This is a genomic window from Enterococcus sp. DIV1726a (genome assembly GCF_051710985.1).
GTDB classification, from domain to species: Bacteria; Bacillota; Bacilli; order Lactobacillales; family Enterococcaceae; genus Enterococcus_B; species Enterococcus_B hirae.
In genome coordinates, this window is the sequence record NZ_JBIOLS010000001.1 from 82,979 (window position 1) to 101,006 (window position 18,028).

14 protein-coding genes are annotated in these 18,028 nt (G+C 35.4%); 12 read left to right on the forward strand and 2 right to left on the reverse strand.

The window, feature by feature from the left end; genetic code table 11:
• Positions 1-12: 12 nt before the first annotated feature.
• The 11 genes from IGJ27_RS00455 to IGJ27_RS00505 all read left to right on the forward strand — a co-directional run bounded on the left by IGJ27_RS00455 (position 13) and on the right by IGJ27_RS00505 (position 13,690).
• Positions 13-951 (forward strand): DNA-directed RNA polymerase subunit alpha, encoded by a 939-nt coding sequence (locus tag IGJ27_RS00455; RefSeq protein WP_005880735.1) that lies wholly within the window; start codon positions 13-15, stop codon positions 949-951.
• A 27-nt stretch (positions 952-978) separates the two neighbouring features.
• Positions 979-1,359 carry a 50S ribosomal protein L17 gene (gene rplQ, locus IGJ27_RS00460; RefSeq protein WP_005880733.1) on the forward strand — a complete coding sequence of 127 codons (381 nt, stop codon included), beginning with the start codon at positions 979-981 and terminating at the stop codon, positions 1,357-1,359.
• A gap of 272 nt (positions 1,360-1,631) precedes the next feature.
• Entirely contained in the window at positions 1,632-2,471 is an 840-nt protein-coding gene (locus IGJ27_RS00465; RefSeq protein WP_034697737.1) for an energy-coupling factor ABC transporter ATP-binding protein, read from the forward strand.
• Positions 2,447-3,316: an energy-coupling factor ABC transporter ATP-binding protein gene (locus tag IGJ27_RS00470; protein ID WP_178306427.1), complete on the forward strand. Its 870-nt coding sequence runs from the start codon at positions 2,447-2,449 to the stop codon at positions 3,314-3,316. Before IGJ27_RS00465 ends, IGJ27_RS00470 begins: the two co-directional genes overlap by 25 nt.
• Positions 3,306-4,103: an energy-coupling factor transporter transmembrane component T family protein gene (locus IGJ27_RS00475; RefSeq protein ID WP_178306276.1), complete on the forward strand. Its 798-nt coding sequence runs from the start codon at positions 3,306-3,308 to the stop codon at positions 4,101-4,103. The genes IGJ27_RS00470 and IGJ27_RS00475 overlap by 11 nt, the downstream gene beginning before the upstream one ends.
• Positions 4,104-4,118: 15 nt before the next feature.
• Positions 4,119-4,865 (forward strand): tRNA pseudouridine(38-40) synthase TruA, encoded by a 747-nt coding sequence (gene truA, locus IGJ27_RS00480; RefSeq protein ID WP_010720434.1) that lies wholly within the window; start codon positions 4,119-4,121, stop codon positions 4,863-4,865.
• Between the two features lie 384 nt (positions 4,866-5,249).
• A complete protein-coding gene (locus IGJ27_RS00485; protein ID WP_256733885.1) occupies positions 5,250-6,806 on the forward strand; it encodes a hypothetical protein in 1,557 nt (518 codons plus the stop codon).
• Positions 6,807-7,167: 361 nt separating this feature from the next.
• Positions 7,168-9,870, forward strand: coding sequence for a hypothetical protein (locus IGJ27_RS00490; RefSeq protein WP_178306275.1), 2,703 nt, complete (start codon positions 7,168-7,170; stop codon positions 9,868-9,870).
• 310 nt (positions 9,871-10,180) lie between these two features.
• On the forward strand, positions 10,181-10,519 hold the full coding sequence (locus tag IGJ27_RS00495; protein WP_096709759.1) for a hypothetical protein: 339 nt from the start codon (positions 10,181-10,183) through the stop codon (positions 10,517-10,519).
• Positions 10,520-10,863: 344 nt separating this feature from the next.
• A complete protein-coding gene (locus IGJ27_RS00500) occupies positions 10,864-11,307 on the forward strand; it encodes a hypothetical protein (RefSeq protein WP_178306274.1) in 444 nt (147 codons plus the stop codon).
• Between the two features lie 145 nt (positions 11,308-11,452).
• Positions 11,453-13,690, forward strand: coding sequence for a hypothetical protein (locus IGJ27_RS00505; protein ID WP_256733884.1), 2,238 nt, complete (start codon positions 11,453-11,455; stop codon positions 13,688-13,690).
• Between the two features lie 486 nt (positions 13,691-14,176).
• On the opposite strand, the gene IGJ27_RS00510 is transcribed toward IGJ27_RS00505, so the two are convergent.
• Both IGJ27_RS00510 and rpmB read right to left on the reverse strand, forming a co-directional pair.
• Positions 14,177-16,801, reverse strand: coding sequence for a YfhO family protein (locus IGJ27_RS00510; RefSeq protein ID WP_126344849.1), 2,625 nt, complete (start codon positions 16,799-16,801; stop codon positions 14,177-14,179).
• A 360-nt stretch (positions 16,802-17,161) separates the two neighbouring features.
• On the reverse strand, positions 17,162-17,350 hold the full coding sequence (gene rpmB, locus IGJ27_RS00515) for a 50S ribosomal protein L28 (RefSeq protein WP_010720425.1): 189 nt from the start codon (positions 17,348-17,350) through the stop codon (positions 17,162-17,164).
• A gap of 270 nt (positions 17,351-17,620) precedes the next feature.
• Here rpmB and IGJ27_RS00520 point away from each other — a divergent pair, with 270 nt between their 5' ends.
• Entirely contained in the window at positions 17,621-17,983 is a 363-nt protein-coding gene (locus IGJ27_RS00520) for an Asp23/Gls24 family envelope stress response protein (RefSeq protein ID WP_010720424.1), read from the forward strand.
• Positions 17,984-18,028 lie beyond the last annotated feature (45 nt).

Here is an 18,028-nt window from a genome sequence, read left to right on the forward strand (position 1 = left end):
GTAAAGATAAGAATGATTGAGTTCGAAAAACCAAGAATCGCAAAAATTGATGAAGAAAAAGATTATGGCAAGTTCATCGTTGAACCTCTTGAAAGAGGATATGGGACTACTTTAGGGAATTCCCTACGTCGTATTTTATTATCTTCTTTGCCAGGTGCTGCCATCACTAATATTCAAATCGATGGTGTACTGCATGAATTCTCTACCATTAAAGGGGTAAGAGAAGACGTCACTCAAATCATCTTGAACATTAAAGGCTTAGCACTTAAAATGTATGGTCAAGAAGAAAAAACCCTTGAAATCGATATTACCGGACCTGCTACAGTAACTGCTGGCGATATTATCGTTGATAGTGAGGTAGAAATTCTTAACAAAGATATGTACATCTGTAGCGTCTCTGAAGGAGCTACGTTCCACGCTCGCTTAACAGTGAAGCCAGGACGTGGTTATGTTCAAGCAGATGAAAACAAAAAAGAAGATATGCCAATTGGTGTACTTCCAGTCGATTCAATCTACACGCCAGTTCGTCGTGTGAACTACCAAGTAGAAAACACTCGTGTTGGACACCGTGAAGATTTTGATAAATTGACGATGGAGATTTGGACAGATGGTTCAATCGAACCGTTGGAAGCAATGAGTTTATCTGCAAAAATCATGACAGAACATTTAGACATCTTTGTAAACCTAACTGATGAAGCTAAAAATGCTGAAATCATGGTCGAAAAAGAAGAAACACAAAAAGAAAAAATGTTAGAAATGACAATTGAAGAATTAGACTTGTCTGTTCGCTCTTATAATTGTTTGAAACGTGCAGGAATCAATACTGTACAAGAACTTACAAATAAATCTGAGCCAGAAATGATCAAAGTCCGTAACTTAGGACGTAAATCATTAGAAGAAGTGAAAGCTAAATTACACGACTTAGGTTTAGGTTTACGTAAGGAAGATTAAAACCTTTTACGAAGGAGGGAAACCAACGTGAGTTATCGTAAACTAGGACGCACATCTAGCCAACGTAAAGCGATGTTGCGTGATTTAACAACTGACTTATTAATTAACGAACGTATTGTGACTACTGAAGCTCGTGCGAAAGAAGTTCGCTCAACTACAGAAAAAATGATCACTTTAGGCAAACGTGGAGACTTACATGCACGTCGTCAAGCTGCGGCTTTTGTACGTAATGAAGTTGCTAGCGTACGTGAAGAAAATGAGGACATCGTCATTGAATCAGCTTTACAAAAACTATTTAATGATATTGCACCTCGTTATGCTGAACGTCAAGGTGGCTACACTCGTATCTTGAAGACAGAACCAAGACGCGGTGATGGTGCACCAATGGTTGTCTTAGAACTTGTCTAAAATCACACTAATAACATCACTTTATAGATGATTCTTTTAGAGTGTTATGATGTTGGAAGTTAACTCTTCCGAGTCTAGCTCAGCGCTACTCCCCAAATCTATCGGTTTGGGGAGTATGCACTCATCATAAAGTGTTTTTTTGTACCTTCAATTACCTGTCAAGACATCTAATTGAAGGTGTAAAAAAACACTTTAATTAAAACGGAAACAATTGAAAAATCAGGTGTTTTTTGATAGTGTTAGTAGGAACTTAGGATGGAGAAGGAGTAATTATGGAGCCAATAATTGAATTAGGAAAGATTAATTACAAATATCAACCTGATGACCCTCGTCCAGCATTAAAAGACATTTCATTTACCATCAAGCAAGGTGAGTGGATCGCAATCATCGGACATAATGGATCAGGGAAATCAACACTTGCAAAAACAATCAATGGGTTGCTTCTACCAGAGTCTGGTATTGTGAAAGTTGGCAATCAAACACTTAATGAAGAAAATATCTGGTCGATCCGTCGAATGGTTGGAATGGTTTTCCAAAATCCAGACAACCAATTTGTTGGATCTACTGTTGAAGATGATGTTGCTTTTGGTCTTGAGAACCAAGGTATACCTAGAGAAGAAATGGTGATCCGTGTACAAGATGCGCTAGAAAAGGTACGTATGATCGATTTTGCCAAACGTGAACCAGCAAGACTTTCTGGTGGACAAAAACAACGAGTAGCCATTGCTGGAGTCGTAGCTCTACGTCCAGATATTATTATCTTAGATGAAGCTACTAGTATGCTTGATCCAGAAGGTCGTGAAGAAGTGATTTCCACGATTAAAAAAATCAAAGATGAAAGTAATTTGACCGTCATATCTATCACTCATGATATCGATGAGGCAGCAAATGCCAATCGGATATTAGTGATGAAACAAGGAGAATTAGTCAATGAAGGCACACCAGAACAAATCTTTTCTGCTGGTCCAGAATTGATCAATTTAGGGTTAGATCTTCCTTTTCCTGAAAAATTGAAAAGCGCCTTGAAGCAACGAGGAATTGATGTTCCTAGTGAATATATGACAGAAGAAAGGATGGTGGAATGGTTATGGACATCCGTTTTGAAAAAGTAGATTTCACCTATCAACCAAACACACCATTCGAACAACGTGCATTATTTGATATTGATTTAATGATTAAAGAAAATAGCTACACAGCCTTAGTCGGGCATACTGGAAGTGGGAAATCAACCTTACTGCAACATTTGAATGCGTTGATTAAACCTACCAGTGGGATCGTACATATTGGCGATCGACAAATCAAGCCCGATACGAATAATAAAAACTTAAAACCCATTCGTAAAAAAGTGGGCATTGTTTTTCAGTTTCCTGAAGCCCAATTATTTGAAGAAACGGTAGCAAAAGACATTGCTTTTGGACCAAAGAACTTTGGTGTCAGTGAGGAAGATGCACGAGACTTAGCTAAAGAAACATTAGCACAAGTTGGTTTAGATGAAACTTACTTAGAGCGTTCTCCTTTTGAATTATCAGGAGGACAAATGCGTCGAGTAGCGATTGCAGGTGTACTTGCTATGAAGCCGGAAGTACTAGTATTAGACGAACCAACGGCTGGACTTGATCCTCAAGGTCGAAAAGAAATGATGGATATGTTCTGGCGACTGCACAAAGAACATAAAATCACGATCGTATTGGTCACTCATTTAATGGATGATGTGGCAAATTACGCGGATTATGTTTATGTCTTAGAAAAAGGTAGGATTGTAAATAGCGGTCAACCTCATGCAGTTTTTCAAAATCTATCTTGGCTCAAAGAAAAGCAATTAGGTGTTCCGACTGCGACAGAATTTGCGGAAAAGCTGAATAGTCGAACAGCGCTTTTTTCCGAACTTCCAATCACTGCAGATGAATTAGCAGATCAGCTCGTAGCATTAGTAGGGGGACAACCTGATGATGAATAAATTAATTTTTGGTCGATACATGCCTGGAGATTCCTTGATCCATCGATTAGACCCTCGAGCAAAGTTATTAGCAAGTTTCTACTTTATTGGAATTATTTTTTTAGCAAATAATTGGCAGACTTATGCGTTATTAGCTGTTTTCACTTTACTTGCTGTCTTTCTCTCAAAGGTAGATTTCAACTTTTTCATCCGAGGCATCCGTCCTTTGATCTGGTTGATTTTATTTACAGTGGCACTCCAAGTATTATTTACTAGCGGTGGTGCTACCTACTGGAGTTGGGGAATCTTCAATATTACGGAGTTCGGTGTAATGAATGGGCTGTTTATTTTTTGCCGATTTGTACTAATCATTTTTATGTCTACCTTATTAACATTAACGACTCCACCTTTGGAATTATCTGATGCGATTGAGTATTTACTTCGCCCATTAAAAGCAGTTCGCTTTCCGGTGCATGAAATTTCGTTGATGCTTTCGATTGCTCTACGATTCGTACCAACGTTGATGGATGAAACAGAGAAAATCATGAATGCACAACGAGCCCGTGGGGTTGATTTTGGTGAAGGAAGTCTAGTCCAAAAAATGAAAGCAGTTATTCCTTTACTGATTCCTTTGTTTGTTAGCAGTTTTAACCGGGCAGAAGATTTAGCGACTGCCATGGAAGCAAGAGGATACCAAGGTGGTGAAGGAAGAACAAAGTACCGCATACTGCATTGGCATCAACGAGATACGATGGTCCTTGTTGTTTTTGTCTTGATGACCATTGCATTAGTCTTTTTAAGAAGTTGATGAGTAGGTGAAAGTATGACACGTTATAAAGCAATTATTGCCTATGATGGTACCCATTTTAATGGTTTTCAGAAGCAACCAAATGGTCGTACTGTCCAAGAGGAAATGGAAAAAACGCTAAAGAAAATGGCCAATGGAAAAGAGATTACTGTCTTTGGTTCTGGCCGTACTGATGCAGGGGTCCATGCGATGGGGCAAGTGATCCATTTTGATTACCCTGAAGAACGACCTTTAGAACGTATGCGTTTTGCATTAGATACGCAATCGCCAGAAGATATCGCAGTTAAAGCCGTTGAGATCGTTTCAGATGATTTTCACGCGCGCTATTTAGTAAAAGAAAAAACTTACCAGTTTCGGGTCGATATTGGAAAACCACGCAGTCCGTTTCGTCGGCATTACGCAAGTTATTTCCCCTATCCACTTGATTTATCGAAAATTCAACGAGCATTGCCCGACTTAATAGGTACCCATGATTTCACTTCTTTTTGTGCTTCTGGAAGTTCAATCGAGGACAAAGTAAGAACGATCTATGAAGCAAAGATGGAAGTCAATGAGGCCGGGGATGAGTTGTTATTTACTTTTCGTGGGAATGGTTTCTTGTACAAGATGATTCGGATCCTTGTCGGTACGTTGCTGAAGATTGGGAACGGGCGACTCTCAGAGGATAGTATACCCGAAATCATTGCGAAAAAAGATCGAAATGCTGCAGGACCCACAGCTCATCCAGAAGGGTTATATCTGTATGAAGTGGTGTATGATTAATAAAGAAAAGTTCCAAATAGATCCTATTGGAGGTAATAAACTTCAAAAAAGGATGAGAGGGTTAAATGGTTAAGAGAAAATAGCTCTTTTTATGAATCCATAAAGACCTTTTATTCACACGTTTCGTTTAGAGAAAAAATATTTCTCTAAACGGAACGTTTTTTTATTTTTTATGAGTTTTAACTCCCCAAAAAATAATAACAGTAACAAGATATTACTAGCATATAAGTAGCTAAATGATCAATTTTATAGAAATATAAAATAACTATTATTTAAAATAACAATCGAAATAACATAAAGTATATAAAAAAGAAAAAGTTGTTGCTAAAGAGAGGATTCTTTTCTTTATAATAGAACCTAATGAGCGAAAGGAGAATAAATGACATGAGCAATGAAAAATTAGATCAGAATACTTTAATCAGCATACTGGGAGAAGTACATGAGGAAAAACCCTTTATTGAGACGAGACTAGATGAGAAAGAAAATTTTAAAAACGCTATGGGTAATATTTTCCAACAAAACGCATCCATACAGCCAAAAATAGTAACACCAGACCCAGCAAAAAATTCGGCAAACAATAATCCATCAGTACTATCGAGTGCGAAGATGGAAAATTCAACTAGCATATTGGGAGAACCAACCGGTTCAAAATCGTTTATGGCTATGACAGCAGCTGAGAAAAAAATTTTTAAAAACGCTATGGGTAATATATTCCAACAAAACCTAACCATACAGCCAAAAATAGTAACACCAGATCCAGCAAAAAATTCGGCAAACAATAATCCATCAATACCATCGAGTGCGCAGATGGAAAATCCAACTAGCATATTAGGAGAAACAACCGGTTCAAAATCGTTTATGGCTATGACAGCAGCTGAGAAAGAAAATTTTAAAAATGCTATGGGTAATATATTCCAACAAAACCCATCCATACAGCCAAAAATAGTAACACCAGATCCAGCAAAAAATTCGGCAAACAATAATCCATCAATACCATCGAGTGCGCAGATGGAAAATCCAACTAGCATATTAGGAGAAACAACCGGTTCAAAATCGTTTATGGCTATGACAGCAACTGAGAAAGAAATTTTTAAAAACGCTATGGGTAACATATTCCTAAAGAACCTGCCCATACATCAGACAACAGTAATACCAATGCCAATAACAAAGGAATCGTCAAAAACTAAACCTTCTGATCAAGGAGAGCATAGAAGAAAATTCGTTGATGTATTAAACCAAATAAAGTTAAATAATCCAGTAGCACAAGAAAGAACAGCAGAGTCTGCAAAAAAAGAATTTACAGAAAACACCTCTTTGATATTACCGAGTGAGGAGAAGTCAGGACAACCCGAGTCAACAAGAATAGATCTTACGGAAAACACTCCTCCGGCATTAACAAATGAGGAGAAACCAAAACAACCCATGCCAACAAGAACAGATCTTACGGAAAAAAATTCTTCAAAACTACAAGGTAATCAAAAACTGCAACGATCAAACTTTGATATTGTATTAAATCAGTTAATGTTAAATAAACTAACGGCACAGAAAATATCAGTAGAACAAACAGTAGAAAACTCGGCAGACGATAATCCTTCGAAACTATTGAGCGGAGAGAAACCAAAACAACCCGAGCCAGCAAAAAAAGAATTTACAGAAAACATCCCTTTGACATTACCGAGTAAGGAGAAGCTAGAGCAACCTGGGCCAACAAGAAGAGATCTTACGGAAAACACTTCTTCGAAACTAGAAGTTGATCAAGAAAAACATAACAATAAAACCAATCAACTGGTACCAAAAACAAATGTCAAAGCGTTAACTAAGTTTTTTGAAACAAAGAGTTCTATAAACGAAGCTTGTGATAGAGCAAAACAAGGTGCAGAGTTAGAAAAAAATAGAATTTCCCAAAATACTGTGACAAATGGACAATCTTTATCTAGGTAATAGCTGATAATCAACCCTTAAATAAAGAAGTCAGATGGATTTTATACGGCTAGTGAGTACACCTGTTGTTTAATTATTTGAGAACGTACCATAGCTACTCAAGGTGAGCCATTTTTGTAGGATAGAATGCTTCAATTCATGATTTTGTTTTATGAATATGCGAATCGAGTTCAGTACTCAGCTAAATATTGGAAGAGTAGATATGAAAAATAATGACTAGATATTAAGTTAGACGATGTGTACGAATGTCGAACATTTTTACTAAGCGAAACATAAATTTTAAAAAAAAGAAAAAATAGGTAAAGGAATGATTGGATTTTAGTATACAATATGGACTAACTTAACGGAGGGAGATTTTTTAATGGAAAATAATCAGGAAACATTGAAGACTATACATGGAGACCTTATAGCGATAGCTAACAATCTAGGATTTTATGATAGCGAAACATTTCATAAAAAAATAAGTGAAGAAACAAAGAGAACGTTATCGAAAGACAATAAGCAATTAACCAAAGAAAAACTAGAAGTAGCAGTGATGAACTTAACTGAAATGATACCGAATACTATAAAAACTAAACTAAAGGCAGATGAAAGGCTAGTAGCAAGTAAAAGCGCACGTTTATTTACACGTGCTGTAAGCGAAAAAAAGCAAGATTCAGATGGTATTTTACAAGATATACTAGCATATAACAAAAGTATTAGTGATGGAGTGGAATCACTGAAGAAAGCTAGACCGCATGAAAGAGAACAGCTAATTAGTTCAATTGAAGAAGGTTGGGAAGCTGCTAAGAACAATTTGAACCTATTAAAAAAAGACGAGGGTATTGCTCCTGATGGAATGACTAACACTGCAGTAATAGAATCTCTATTATTTCAGAGAAAGAATTTTTTAAATACATATCACATGATACATCAAGTAAGGGAACAACTTGGTTTAAAACAAATTCGAAGGCAAGATTTAAGTGTTGGTGCTAATAGCCAAAACTCTTCGGTTAGTTTAGCAGAAGTGGTTAAAATGAAATTTAAAGAATTCCAAAAGAAACAACAAGAGAGTCTAAAAAACAGTTCAGAGGACAACACAATACATAGTTCCCAACTTACGAGTCAAGGACAAAACGGAAATCATGCTGTTGATGATAATGGGTATGACGAACCAGTTGAATATGGTAAAGTAGGCATTTATGGGGAGAACGAAAATCCTGAGGAGCTAACTCCTCATTCAAGTGCTGTTGATGATAATGGGTATGACGAACCAGTTGAATATGATGAAGTAGACATTTATGGGGAGAACGGGAATCCTGAGGGGCTAACTCCTCGTTCAAGTGCTGTTGCTGCTCATGTGTATGGCGAACCAGTTGAATATGATGAAGTAGACATTTATGGGGAGAACGGGAATCCTGAGGAAGTAAGTTTAGAGCCAACTCCTCGTCCAAGTAATGCTTCTACCACGTCTTCAATATCTTTTAGCATCTATGATGAAGTTGCGGATATTAATAATGATTATGAAGTCGTAGATAATAACCGGGATCAAGGGCCAAAACCGGAACTTTGGCAATCCATGAACTCTTTAAGAAATGAAAAGCAAAAACTATATAAAGAGATCATTCAGTTATCTAAAGAACATAAAGTAGGTACAAAAGAATTTTCTGAAAAAGTAGAAAGATTACTAGATATTCGCTATAAAATCGCCATAAAAAAAGAACTGATTCAAAAGGTTGGTTTTGATTTCACAAAAATTTTAAATAATTCTAAATTTTTAGGTAGAGACAATCCAGACATGATAAACAAATATGATGATGCAATCAGTAATTTTATAAACCAAACGAAAACTAATATACCACAAGTAACAACTGACAATACTAAAGATGAGAATAAGAAAAAAAGAGCTAAATTATATCAGAAAATGAAACATCAATTTAATACCAATCAAACATTGTCTGGAAGAGAATCAGCTGCACAGATTTATCCACTTATAGTAGAAGTATTGAACAAAAATATACCTAATAACCTATCGACCTATGATTATTACGATTTGAGTAAAAGTAAAACGTTGAAAAAGGCCGGTCTTCATAAATGGGGAAATGTTGAGAAGATATTGGATGCTTCGAATCGATTAAAGTTTAATTATCCGTCACCTGATACTAAAAACTTGCAGTACGTTAAACAAAGCAAAAAAGAGTTAAAGGAACTTGAATTGGTTTTCAATAAACAAGTTACTAAATTTTATAAGCTTTTTAAAAATGCTAAAACTTCACTAAATAAGGATGTGCATGAAAAAGAATTCATCACTAATCTAAGCAACTTACGTGACATCCATCATCAACTTGAGACTAGAAAAACGATCGAACACATGCTTGGGATGGACTATGAGAAATTTTGTCACAAATTTGCTGAGCGAAACAACGTTGATCCCCAAAAAATCATTCATGCATGGCAGGAGACAGCAGCAACGCAATTAAAAGATAAAAGTCCTAATCTGGTGGATGATTTTACACAGGAGGTTAGCAAAAGATTTCAGGATGTGACAAGGAGTGCTGACCCGTTATCAGTTGGGAAGTTGAATGAATTTTTTAATATGGATCTATATAAGGCTAGAATAGCGAAGAAATATTTAGACTCCAAAAAGGTTGATTATGCTCAAGATAGAGCTTGGATTATTAATAAGGTCAATTATATAAAACGATTGGATAAAGAGGGATCATATAAAAGGGCGAATGAAGAGTTCATAAAGCTACTACCAGAAATAGATAAGCTACTTAATCAATACACGCTAATCGAACAACCATTTTATCACATTAATACCCCTATTAATGAGTGTCCTACATTAAAGAACTTAGGAATTAAAGATTGCCGTGAGTATTTACCAGATCCTGTGAAAAAAATAGAACCCCTTTACGCTGAAGTGAATAAAAATAAGGGAATGAATCCAGAAAATGCCCAAGGACGATTATTAAATATAATAAATGGAGCACAAAGTAAAGTACATCAGGATGCGCAAAATCAACAACTTGATCCGTCTAAAGGAAAGCCTAGTAATGAATTATTAAGAGAGACTAGTGTCTAATTTAAATTATAAAATGTAAAACAAACAGTTAAAGAATCTGAAACCATTTTTGTACCGATCCCTAAAGATTAGCTCAAAAACTAACTTCTGGGGGTCGGTAGTTTTATGAATAAATAGACAAAAAAGTAAGGGACAAAAAAAGACACCACAACATTATAATTTACCTATGACATAAAGTCTGAAAGAGCGAAGGGAGAAAAAAATTATGGAAAATAAGCAATCAATAGGACAAGGTAAGCACCATGGAAAATAAAAAGAACGATGGTATCCCTAAAGAGCAGGCAATGCGATCCGATCCAAGTATCATCAAATGACAATAAAACAATTGCAACAAACAAAAAAAGAATTGTATAAAACTATTATTGCGTTATCTAAAAAAGGGGAGGTAAATACCGAAACATTTAAAGAAAATCTATCTAATTTGTTGGAAATAAGATATCAACTTGCAATAAAAAAAGAATTTGAACAAAGTATTGGTGTAGATATTTCCATTTTTTATCAAAAAGAGTCATTATTTACTATGCCAGCTATAGAATCAAGTTTGGAGCAAACTTTAGAATCAATACAACCTTTAAATCAAATTTACAAAAATAAAATGACTGAACTTTATCAAAAAAACCAGCAATCATCAGAAGGTCCTTCGGTATAATTTACCATCAACAAATAGTTTTTCTAATAGTCGATCGAAACCTGTAACCAGAAATGATCGTTCTTTTTAACTAATAGATAAATAAAGCATCAAGAGTGGCAGAAGCATTCAGCCAGGATGTATCATTTGTGTTATTTTATTTTTGGAGTTCCTAATTGGAAGACTCAGGTAAGCTCGCGTACTACGGGTACATTCTAAAATAGATCAATCAGTTTACTGAATCCTCTGTTACTATACAGAACTTAAATTTTAAAAATAAAGAAAAAAATGGACTAGGAATCACTTGTTTTGAGTATATAATGTGAAGGACTTAGTAGGTTTATTAACGAAAGGAGAGTTATTTTATGGGAACTGAAGAAGATAAATATCTAGGAACATCAAGCTTTAACCGTATTACTTACCATCAAAGTTTTGACGATAGTTCGGATTCTGAGGATGAGTTTGAACAAGCTGCAGACCCAAGGGAGAATGCTGGGGCTAACGAAAACCAAGCCATGATCGTTGACTATAGTAAGCTAACAATGAAAGAGTTGAAACACAAGAAAGAAGATTTGTACAAAGAAATCATCTCAGCTTATGAAGAAGGGGATTTGGATACCAATCAATCGAAAGAAAAATTACGTAACTTGTTAAACATACGATACCAAATTCTTGCTAGAAATCAGCTTAAAAAACAATTCGGTATTGATGTTCACGCTTTGTATCATAAAGATCATTTGTTTGATGATCGAAGCGTAGAAGGGCAACCATTGAATCAAACATACAAAAAAAATAGTTGCTCTTTCTAATGGAATCTCAGACCCTCCAGAACAATCAGTAGATTATTTAGCTAAACCATCAAAAAAAGATCTAAAAGAAATTGGTAAGCTCTATAAGCAAATAAAGAAGTTAGAAACAAAAGATTTAGAAAAAGCAAGGAGTTTAGTTAAGATTTTGCATAACAAACTTCAACCTGAAATGTATAAAATATTACAATACCTAAACGATCGACATAGCTATGATTATTACGATCTAAGTCGAAGCAAAACTTTACAAAAAGCAAGGATACACGATATAGATAGTAAAAATATACTTATAACAAATAGCAAAGAACGTTTAACTCATAGAAGCTATAATCATAAAACATTTGACTTTGACATTCATACTAAAAATAAGAAGGAACTAAAGCAACTAGAAGAGAAGTACAATAAATCACTTGCTTCGTTGATTAAACAATCAAGAAAGCAAGAAACCTCTAGTTTGAATGAGTCTATTAAATGGACTATAGGACGACTACGTGATGTCCGTCTTCATCTTTATGTCGTAAGAAACGTGGATCGTGTTTCTAGTATTGACCTGCGCGAGTTTTGTGAAAAATATGCTCCAAGAATAGGGGAAAATCCGCAACGACTCTATCGGTCGTTTCAATTGACACTGGCAGATCATTTAAAAACGTCGGGGACTAACTTCAGTGAACGGCAATCTATTGATAAAGAATATCAAGAATTAAAGAAAACGGATAGTGAAATAACCTGGAATGAATCGAAGAAGAAGATAACCGAACTCTGTTCTAAAATATTTCAGGTACTTGAACATAATGGCTTGATAGAAGCTAACGCCTATAAGTACAAAAATGATTTAGAAAATGCTGTTCCTGAAATTTCAAAAGAACGAAGTGAGTATGTAAAATTAGGAATAAAAGATTTGAGGAAAACAAAAAAGAAATTATATGATGAGATTATTACGGCGTATCAAAACGGGTATATAGACACTCCAAGCTTTAAAGAAAATTTACGAGATTTACTAGAAGTTCGTTACCAAATTGCAATGAAAAAAGGGTTGAAACGAAATGTTTTTATCCTAATGACAAAAGCGGAAAATTCAGTCGCAACAAAAAGCTATAATTATTACGATCTCAGCACAAGCAATACGTTAAAAAAAGCAGGTATACATAACATAGATAGTAAGATGATTCTCAGTAAGGAAAATGAATACACATTAAATGAACAAGATCAAGAATATCTTACAAAAAATGAGCAAGAATTGGAACAAGAATTAGCTGATTTGAAAAATCTGAAGAATACACTTGATAAACAATCAAGTGAACAAACAGATCCTCGGCTGAAAAAGCAAATGGAAGTGGGATTAGCTGAATTAACAGCTCAAATAGAGGACACTTCTCTTCATCATCGTGTATTGCGAGATATAAACGGATTTGTTGGTATTGACCTCCAAGAGTTTTGTGAAAAATATGCTCGAAGAGTAGGGGAAGATCCACAAAAATTACATTATATGTTTCAAAAAAAAGCAGTAGAAACATTAAAAACGTATAATGGAAATGTTGAAGAAACAAAGTCAGAATTAAAATTTGTTGCTGAGAGCTACGAGAGCATAAAACAGGATGATAAAAAAAAATACTGGAAGAAAGCGAATAGGGAGATAAACACCCTTATTTCAAAAATAAACAATGTATTTGAAACGGATGAGTTAACCGAAAATCAACACTTACAGGAACCACGATTATCTGTGGAAGAAGGACAATCAAGTAGAAGTAGTTTCGATCAATCAGCTCGTAGCTCTCAAGCCGGCTCCGAATTTTCAATTAGTAGTAGTTTATTGGATAAAGAAAATGATGTAAATCCAGAAGAAACAAATTTATATCTAGAAGCGAGAAATACTACATTAGCTAGTGAGATAAAAGGAGCAACAGACGGTTTAGGCAAACCCGCTTGTAACTTTAAAACTGGCTCCAATACTTCAAACCAGAGTAGTTTAACAGATAAAGAGATTAATCCAAATCCAGAAGTAACACAGCTTAGTGGAAACAGCAAGGAAGAAGGAAAAACAGGCAGTTTAGATCAACATACCTCTCAAACCAAAAAAACATCTTTGTTTAGAGCTACATATGCGGATATCAGAGACTTGCAAGACAACTTAATATATCAAAAAAAAGCTAGACAATTAAGTAATGAAGTGGGGAATAATGGCAAGTTTAATAACGGAGAAGTAGATAATGGAAAGGTAGATAACGGTAGGTTGAGTAATAGTCAGAAAAAAGAACTGAGAGTAATTTTAGGAAACTGTGGCACACAGGAGGCCAAAATAGATTCGCAGTCTGAAAGACCTACAGCATCTCCAAATCTTGTAAGCCGGGTAAATAATCCTAAGGGCGCCGTTGGGTACGACAGATGAGTAATCAATAAACCAGAACATTTAACTTTTTAACTTCGTTGAGGAATGATCAGAAATTGATGTTGGTTATGAGAGATAGAATAATTGGGACAGAAAGAAGAAAAGTTTCTTTCTGTCTTTTTTTATTTGGTAGGTTTTGCCATGACGGAACATGTTTTGTAGGTTGAAATAATAAAAATAAGCGATTGGATCCTTGACAATTCACCCTCTCTTTCCGGAGGTGGGAATTTAAATAAGGGCAGTTCATCTAATCAACAGGGTGATGTTCAACGCTTAAGAGAGCTTTTGGAGAAAAGACGTGAATCAAGTTCGAGTCTGCAATCAACGTCAAGGATTGCAGGCTCCACAAGTCCTGTAAGGAAGATAACAGAACATAATGAAATTACTGAATACGGTAGTAGATAAGTAATCAGAACTATAAGAGTCATCAACGTAAAAATCAGCGCCATCATTTCAATTTTAGAAATGATGGCGCTGATTGGATCATTAACTATGTTTATATCGCTTATTTACTTTGGGCTCTTTTTTTTGATACCACACATATAGGATAAAAAGTCCGATACAAAGAACGAACAAAATCGATCCGATGATAAAACCTTGAGGTAAGTAACTAAAAGTGACGGTATGTTTGCCTGCAGGTAGTTTGATCATTACAAAGGCATCTTTGAAGTTTTCGACTTTGACTGCCTTTCCATCGATTTTTGCGGACCAGCCAGCATCATAAGGGATCGTTGTGACTAGCATTCTTTCTTCGGATGTGTTGACAGTACCAGTGGCTGTTCGGCCGGTCGTTTTCATAGCAACACCATTTTCTTTGATTTGGTTCATTGCTGCTTGATAAGCAACAACATCAAGTCCAAGAACTTTAGGTTCCATAAAGCTAACCTCTTTTGTGCCATAAAAACTAGCGGAGAAAGTAACTGTTGTGTCTTGAGGATAATATCCTAGATCATAATATTGTCCAGAAATACTGATCTGAGTCTTTCGTGACACACCGTTGACAGTAATCGTGGCGGTAGAACTTTCTAATTGGGCATAGTTAGTAGGGAACAAACTGAGATAAGCTTGTGTGTTTGCTGGTACACGCACTTCCCAAGTGAGCGTTTTGGGCTGGTTATTCGTGGTTTCAGAATAAGTCACCCCGGTAGACGTCTTGTTTACTGTAACGTTTTGTTGGCTTTTCAAAGTTGGTGTGTAGAAAGTAAAATACCGCTCATTTAAATCAGCCAGCCGATTGATCAAATTGGTTTGACTCGTGAGATTGTCAGTTAATGGTTGTTCCACGTGATTAATATCTAATGGTGCTGTAAAAGCTAGCGGTAAAGCATTTAGATTTTTATAGAGTGTATAGTCACCGCTCTGACTTTCTTTCACAAAGCCATATTTGCTAAAGCTACTGTCGTTTTTAGCAATGTTATATTTTATTCCTGTAAACCCATCCATCAATAAGGTATTGTTTGCGTATCGGATATTAAGATTTGTTCCCCTTGAACGAAAGCCTAACGAATCTAGATAAGCAGAAGAGTTCCTGTTTCTAATAGAAGAAAACAAACTGATACCACTATAGCCATAGTTAATGGAATCATTAGGAGAAATCGGATCAAGATTTTCTAATCGATAAAAAGTATCCGATTCTTTTTTTGTCTGGTCAACAAGTGACTTGATGCTAGGAGCAGGATCAGTATATAAGCTTCGTGAAGCATAATTCCAATCATCTAATATCCCATGAATCATACTATTCGTATTGACACTTGCTTCTCCTGTCATCAGTAACAGTAACAATAAGCTAAGGTATTTAACGGGCTGTTTTGGTTGCTGGAAAAAGCCAATTGTTAATGCGTAAAGACTCAAGAAAACAATCGTTAAGACAAACGATGTCGTTGTAATATAAGAGTAACTATTATTAGGCTTAAGGCCCCATGCGATAGCAAAAACTGCTGCTAAAATGATGATGATACTGAGGAGTAAGCCTTGATCCTCTTTAGTTATTCGTTCCCATCCTTTGGCCGCTAACAAAAGGACGAGAAAAGAAAACAAATAGGAATAGCGGAACAAAAACATATTAGGCGCATGCATACCATGCCAAAAGAGGTTGAGTGGTACAAGATAGAAACTAGCAATCAATAAAGCAAATAAACTACCATACAAAAGTTTGTTCTTTAAGTTGATTTTTCGACTAGCAAAATAAAATAGACATAAAACTAATGGAAACAAACCAGCATAAATAAAAGGAATGGAGCCATATTTGGTTGTGTCATAGACACCGATCATGTTTTTCATGATGATATCCAAATATGAGGTAGCTTCGGTTTTTAGTGTAGTGATCTGTGTTAATGTTTCGCCATTTGATCGGAGATCCAAGACTGCTGGAAGAATAATGATCATTGATGCTCCACCAGCTAATAAGGAAGTAATCCCATAAGGTACAATCGATTTTTTGTAGAGTGACCATTTTGTAAACAGCCTTGCCATAAAATAAAGAAAAGAAAAAATACCGATCATAAAGCCCATATAAAAACTGGATAAAAAGAGCAATAAATAACTAACAAATAATAATGTTGGTCGTTTATAATCCATGACCCGATGGATACCCAAAATAATAAGTGGAAGATAAATAAACGCATCCAACCACATAATGATCTCAGAATGAGCGGTAATGAAAGAGATCGAAGCATAGCTAACACTTAAAGCCACTTGTCCCCAACGTGGAATTTTATACGTCCGCGCAAGGAACCAAAAAGATAATCCAGCAAACCCAACTTTAAGCAGAGTTAGAAAATATAAAGCATCAGGCATCATATTATTAGGAAACAAAAGAACAAGCGGAGTAAATAATCCGCCTAAGTAATATGAAATTAAAGATAAATAATTCAGACCTAATGAGGCGTTCCAAGTATAAAAAATACTTTGCTTTCCTAATAACATGTTCCGAAAGCTTGCATGGAAATTTGAAAATTGAGAAAATGCATCACTTGCAAGAATGCTTCGGCTACTTCCTGGATAAATTCCGATACTTAAGTAAACTAACGCAAGTATCAAAAAAGGGATCAGAAAACTAGCAAAAGCATAACGACCATTTTCTTTAAAAAAAAGTTTGATTTTTGTTTTCATTGATTCATTCACCAAATTTCTATGAAATATGAAGTTATCTCTAGTTTATCATATTCATATTTTTAACTACATGAAAAGACTTGGCATTTCCAAAAAAATAAAAAAACAATAATAAATAACGTTTATTTTGAAAATAAAAGGCAAAAAAACTTATATAAACTGATTTTATAAATAATAAAATACCAGTTTTTAAAAGAATACATGTTTAATATTTAGGACTTGGCAAAACCTAAAAAGCCTACAAATGATCGTTCATCAAGATCATTTGTAGGCTTTTCAACTAACTTCTTTTATGAAAAGTAAGGCATTATAATAAAAATAAAAACCGTTCACGCACCGAACGGTTCAAACTTCATTCAATTAAACGCGTGCAACTTTTCCTGACTTCAAAGCACGAGTTGACACCCAAACTTTTTTAGGTTTTCCGTCGATCATAACGCGAACTTTTTGTAAGTTAGGTTTAACAGTACGTTTTGTTGAGTTCATCGCATGAGAACGATTGTTTCCACTTTTTGTCTTGCGACCAGTAAAGTAACAAACTTTTGCCATGTAATTTTCCCCCTTTACCTCGATTTGGAGCGATAGAATAATTCAGCTCATACCAGAATAACATATCATATGAAGGGGTAATATGCAAGTGTCTTTTCATAGCAAGAATTGACAATCCATGGGAATAATTGTAAATTATACAGGACTAATTTTAAAATTTTCAGCGGTTTTTGAGTACTTTAGGGTAACTGCCTTTTATTTCGGGTGACGCTATGATAAAATATGATAGAAGAAAAATGGGAGTATTTTGCCCGTTAAGGAGGCTCATTCATGGCTGTAAAAATTCAAACGTCAGCTGGAACCATTGAAATTACCAATGATGTGATTGCAACAGTTGTTGGTGGCGCCGCAACAGATGTGTTCGGTGTTGTAGGAATGGCCAGCAAGAACCAAATAAAAGATAATATTACTGAAATTCTACGAAAAGAAAATTATTCTCGAGGAGTAGTTGTTCGCCAAGAAGCTAATGGTATCGCAGTAGATGTTTATACGATCATTAGTTATGGTACAAAAATTTCAGAAGTTTCTCGCAATGTCCAAGAAAAAGTAAAATACAACTTGGAAACATTACTAGGTGTAACAGCCAATTCTGTTAATGTTTTCGTCCAAGGTGTTCGTGTACTGCCAGACTAGGCAGAAGGCTTGCTGAATGATTCAGCAGTCGATCTGAAGGAGGAT

Excerpts from the sequence above, each read along its gene's own strand:
- IGJ27_RS00490 (WP_178306275.1), top strand. The coding sequence starts at position 7,168 with ATGGAAAATAATCAGGAAACATTGAAGACTATACATGGAGACCTTATA.
- IGJ27_RS00485 (WP_256733885.1), top strand. The coding sequence starts at position 5,250 with ATGAGCAATGAAAAATTAGATCAGAATACTTTAATCAGCATACTGGGA.
- IGJ27_RS00455 (WP_005880735.1), top strand. The coding sequence starts at position 13 with ATGATTGAGTTCGAAAAACCAAGAATCGCAAAAATTGATGAAGAAAAA.
- truA (WP_010720434.1), top strand. The coding sequence starts at position 4,119 with ATGACACGTTATAAAGCAATTATTGCCTATGATGGTACCCATTTTAAT.
- IGJ27_RS00510 (WP_126344849.1), bottom strand. The coding sequence starts at position 16,801 with ATGAAAACAAAAATCAAACTTTTTTTTAAAGAAAATGGTCGTTATGCT.
- IGJ27_RS00520 (WP_010720424.1), top strand. The coding sequence starts at position 17,621 with ATGGCTGTAAAAATTCAAACGTCAGCTGGAACCATTGAAATTACCAAT.
- IGJ27_RS00470 (WP_178306427.1), top strand. The coding sequence starts at position 2,447 with ATGGACATCCGTTTTGAAAAAGTAGATTTCACCTATCAACCAAACACA.
- rpmB (WP_010720425.1), bottom strand. The coding sequence starts at position 17,350 with ATGGCAAAAGTTTGTTACTTTACTGGTCGCAAGACAAAAAGTGGAAAC.
- IGJ27_RS00495 (WP_096709759.1), top strand. The coding sequence starts at position 10,181 with ATGACAATAAAACAATTGCAACAAACAAAAAAAGAATTGTATAAAACT.
- IGJ27_RS00475 (WP_178306276.1), top strand. The coding sequence starts at position 3,306 with ATGATGAATAAATTAATTTTTGGTCGATACATGCCTGGAGATTCCTTG.
- IGJ27_RS00465 (WP_034697737.1), top strand. The coding sequence starts at position 1,632 with ATGGAGCCAATAATTGAATTAGGAAAGATTAATTACAAATATCAACCT.
- IGJ27_RS00500 (WP_178306274.1), top strand. The coding sequence starts at position 10,864 with ATGGGAACTGAAGAAGATAAATATCTAGGAACATCAAGCTTTAACCGT.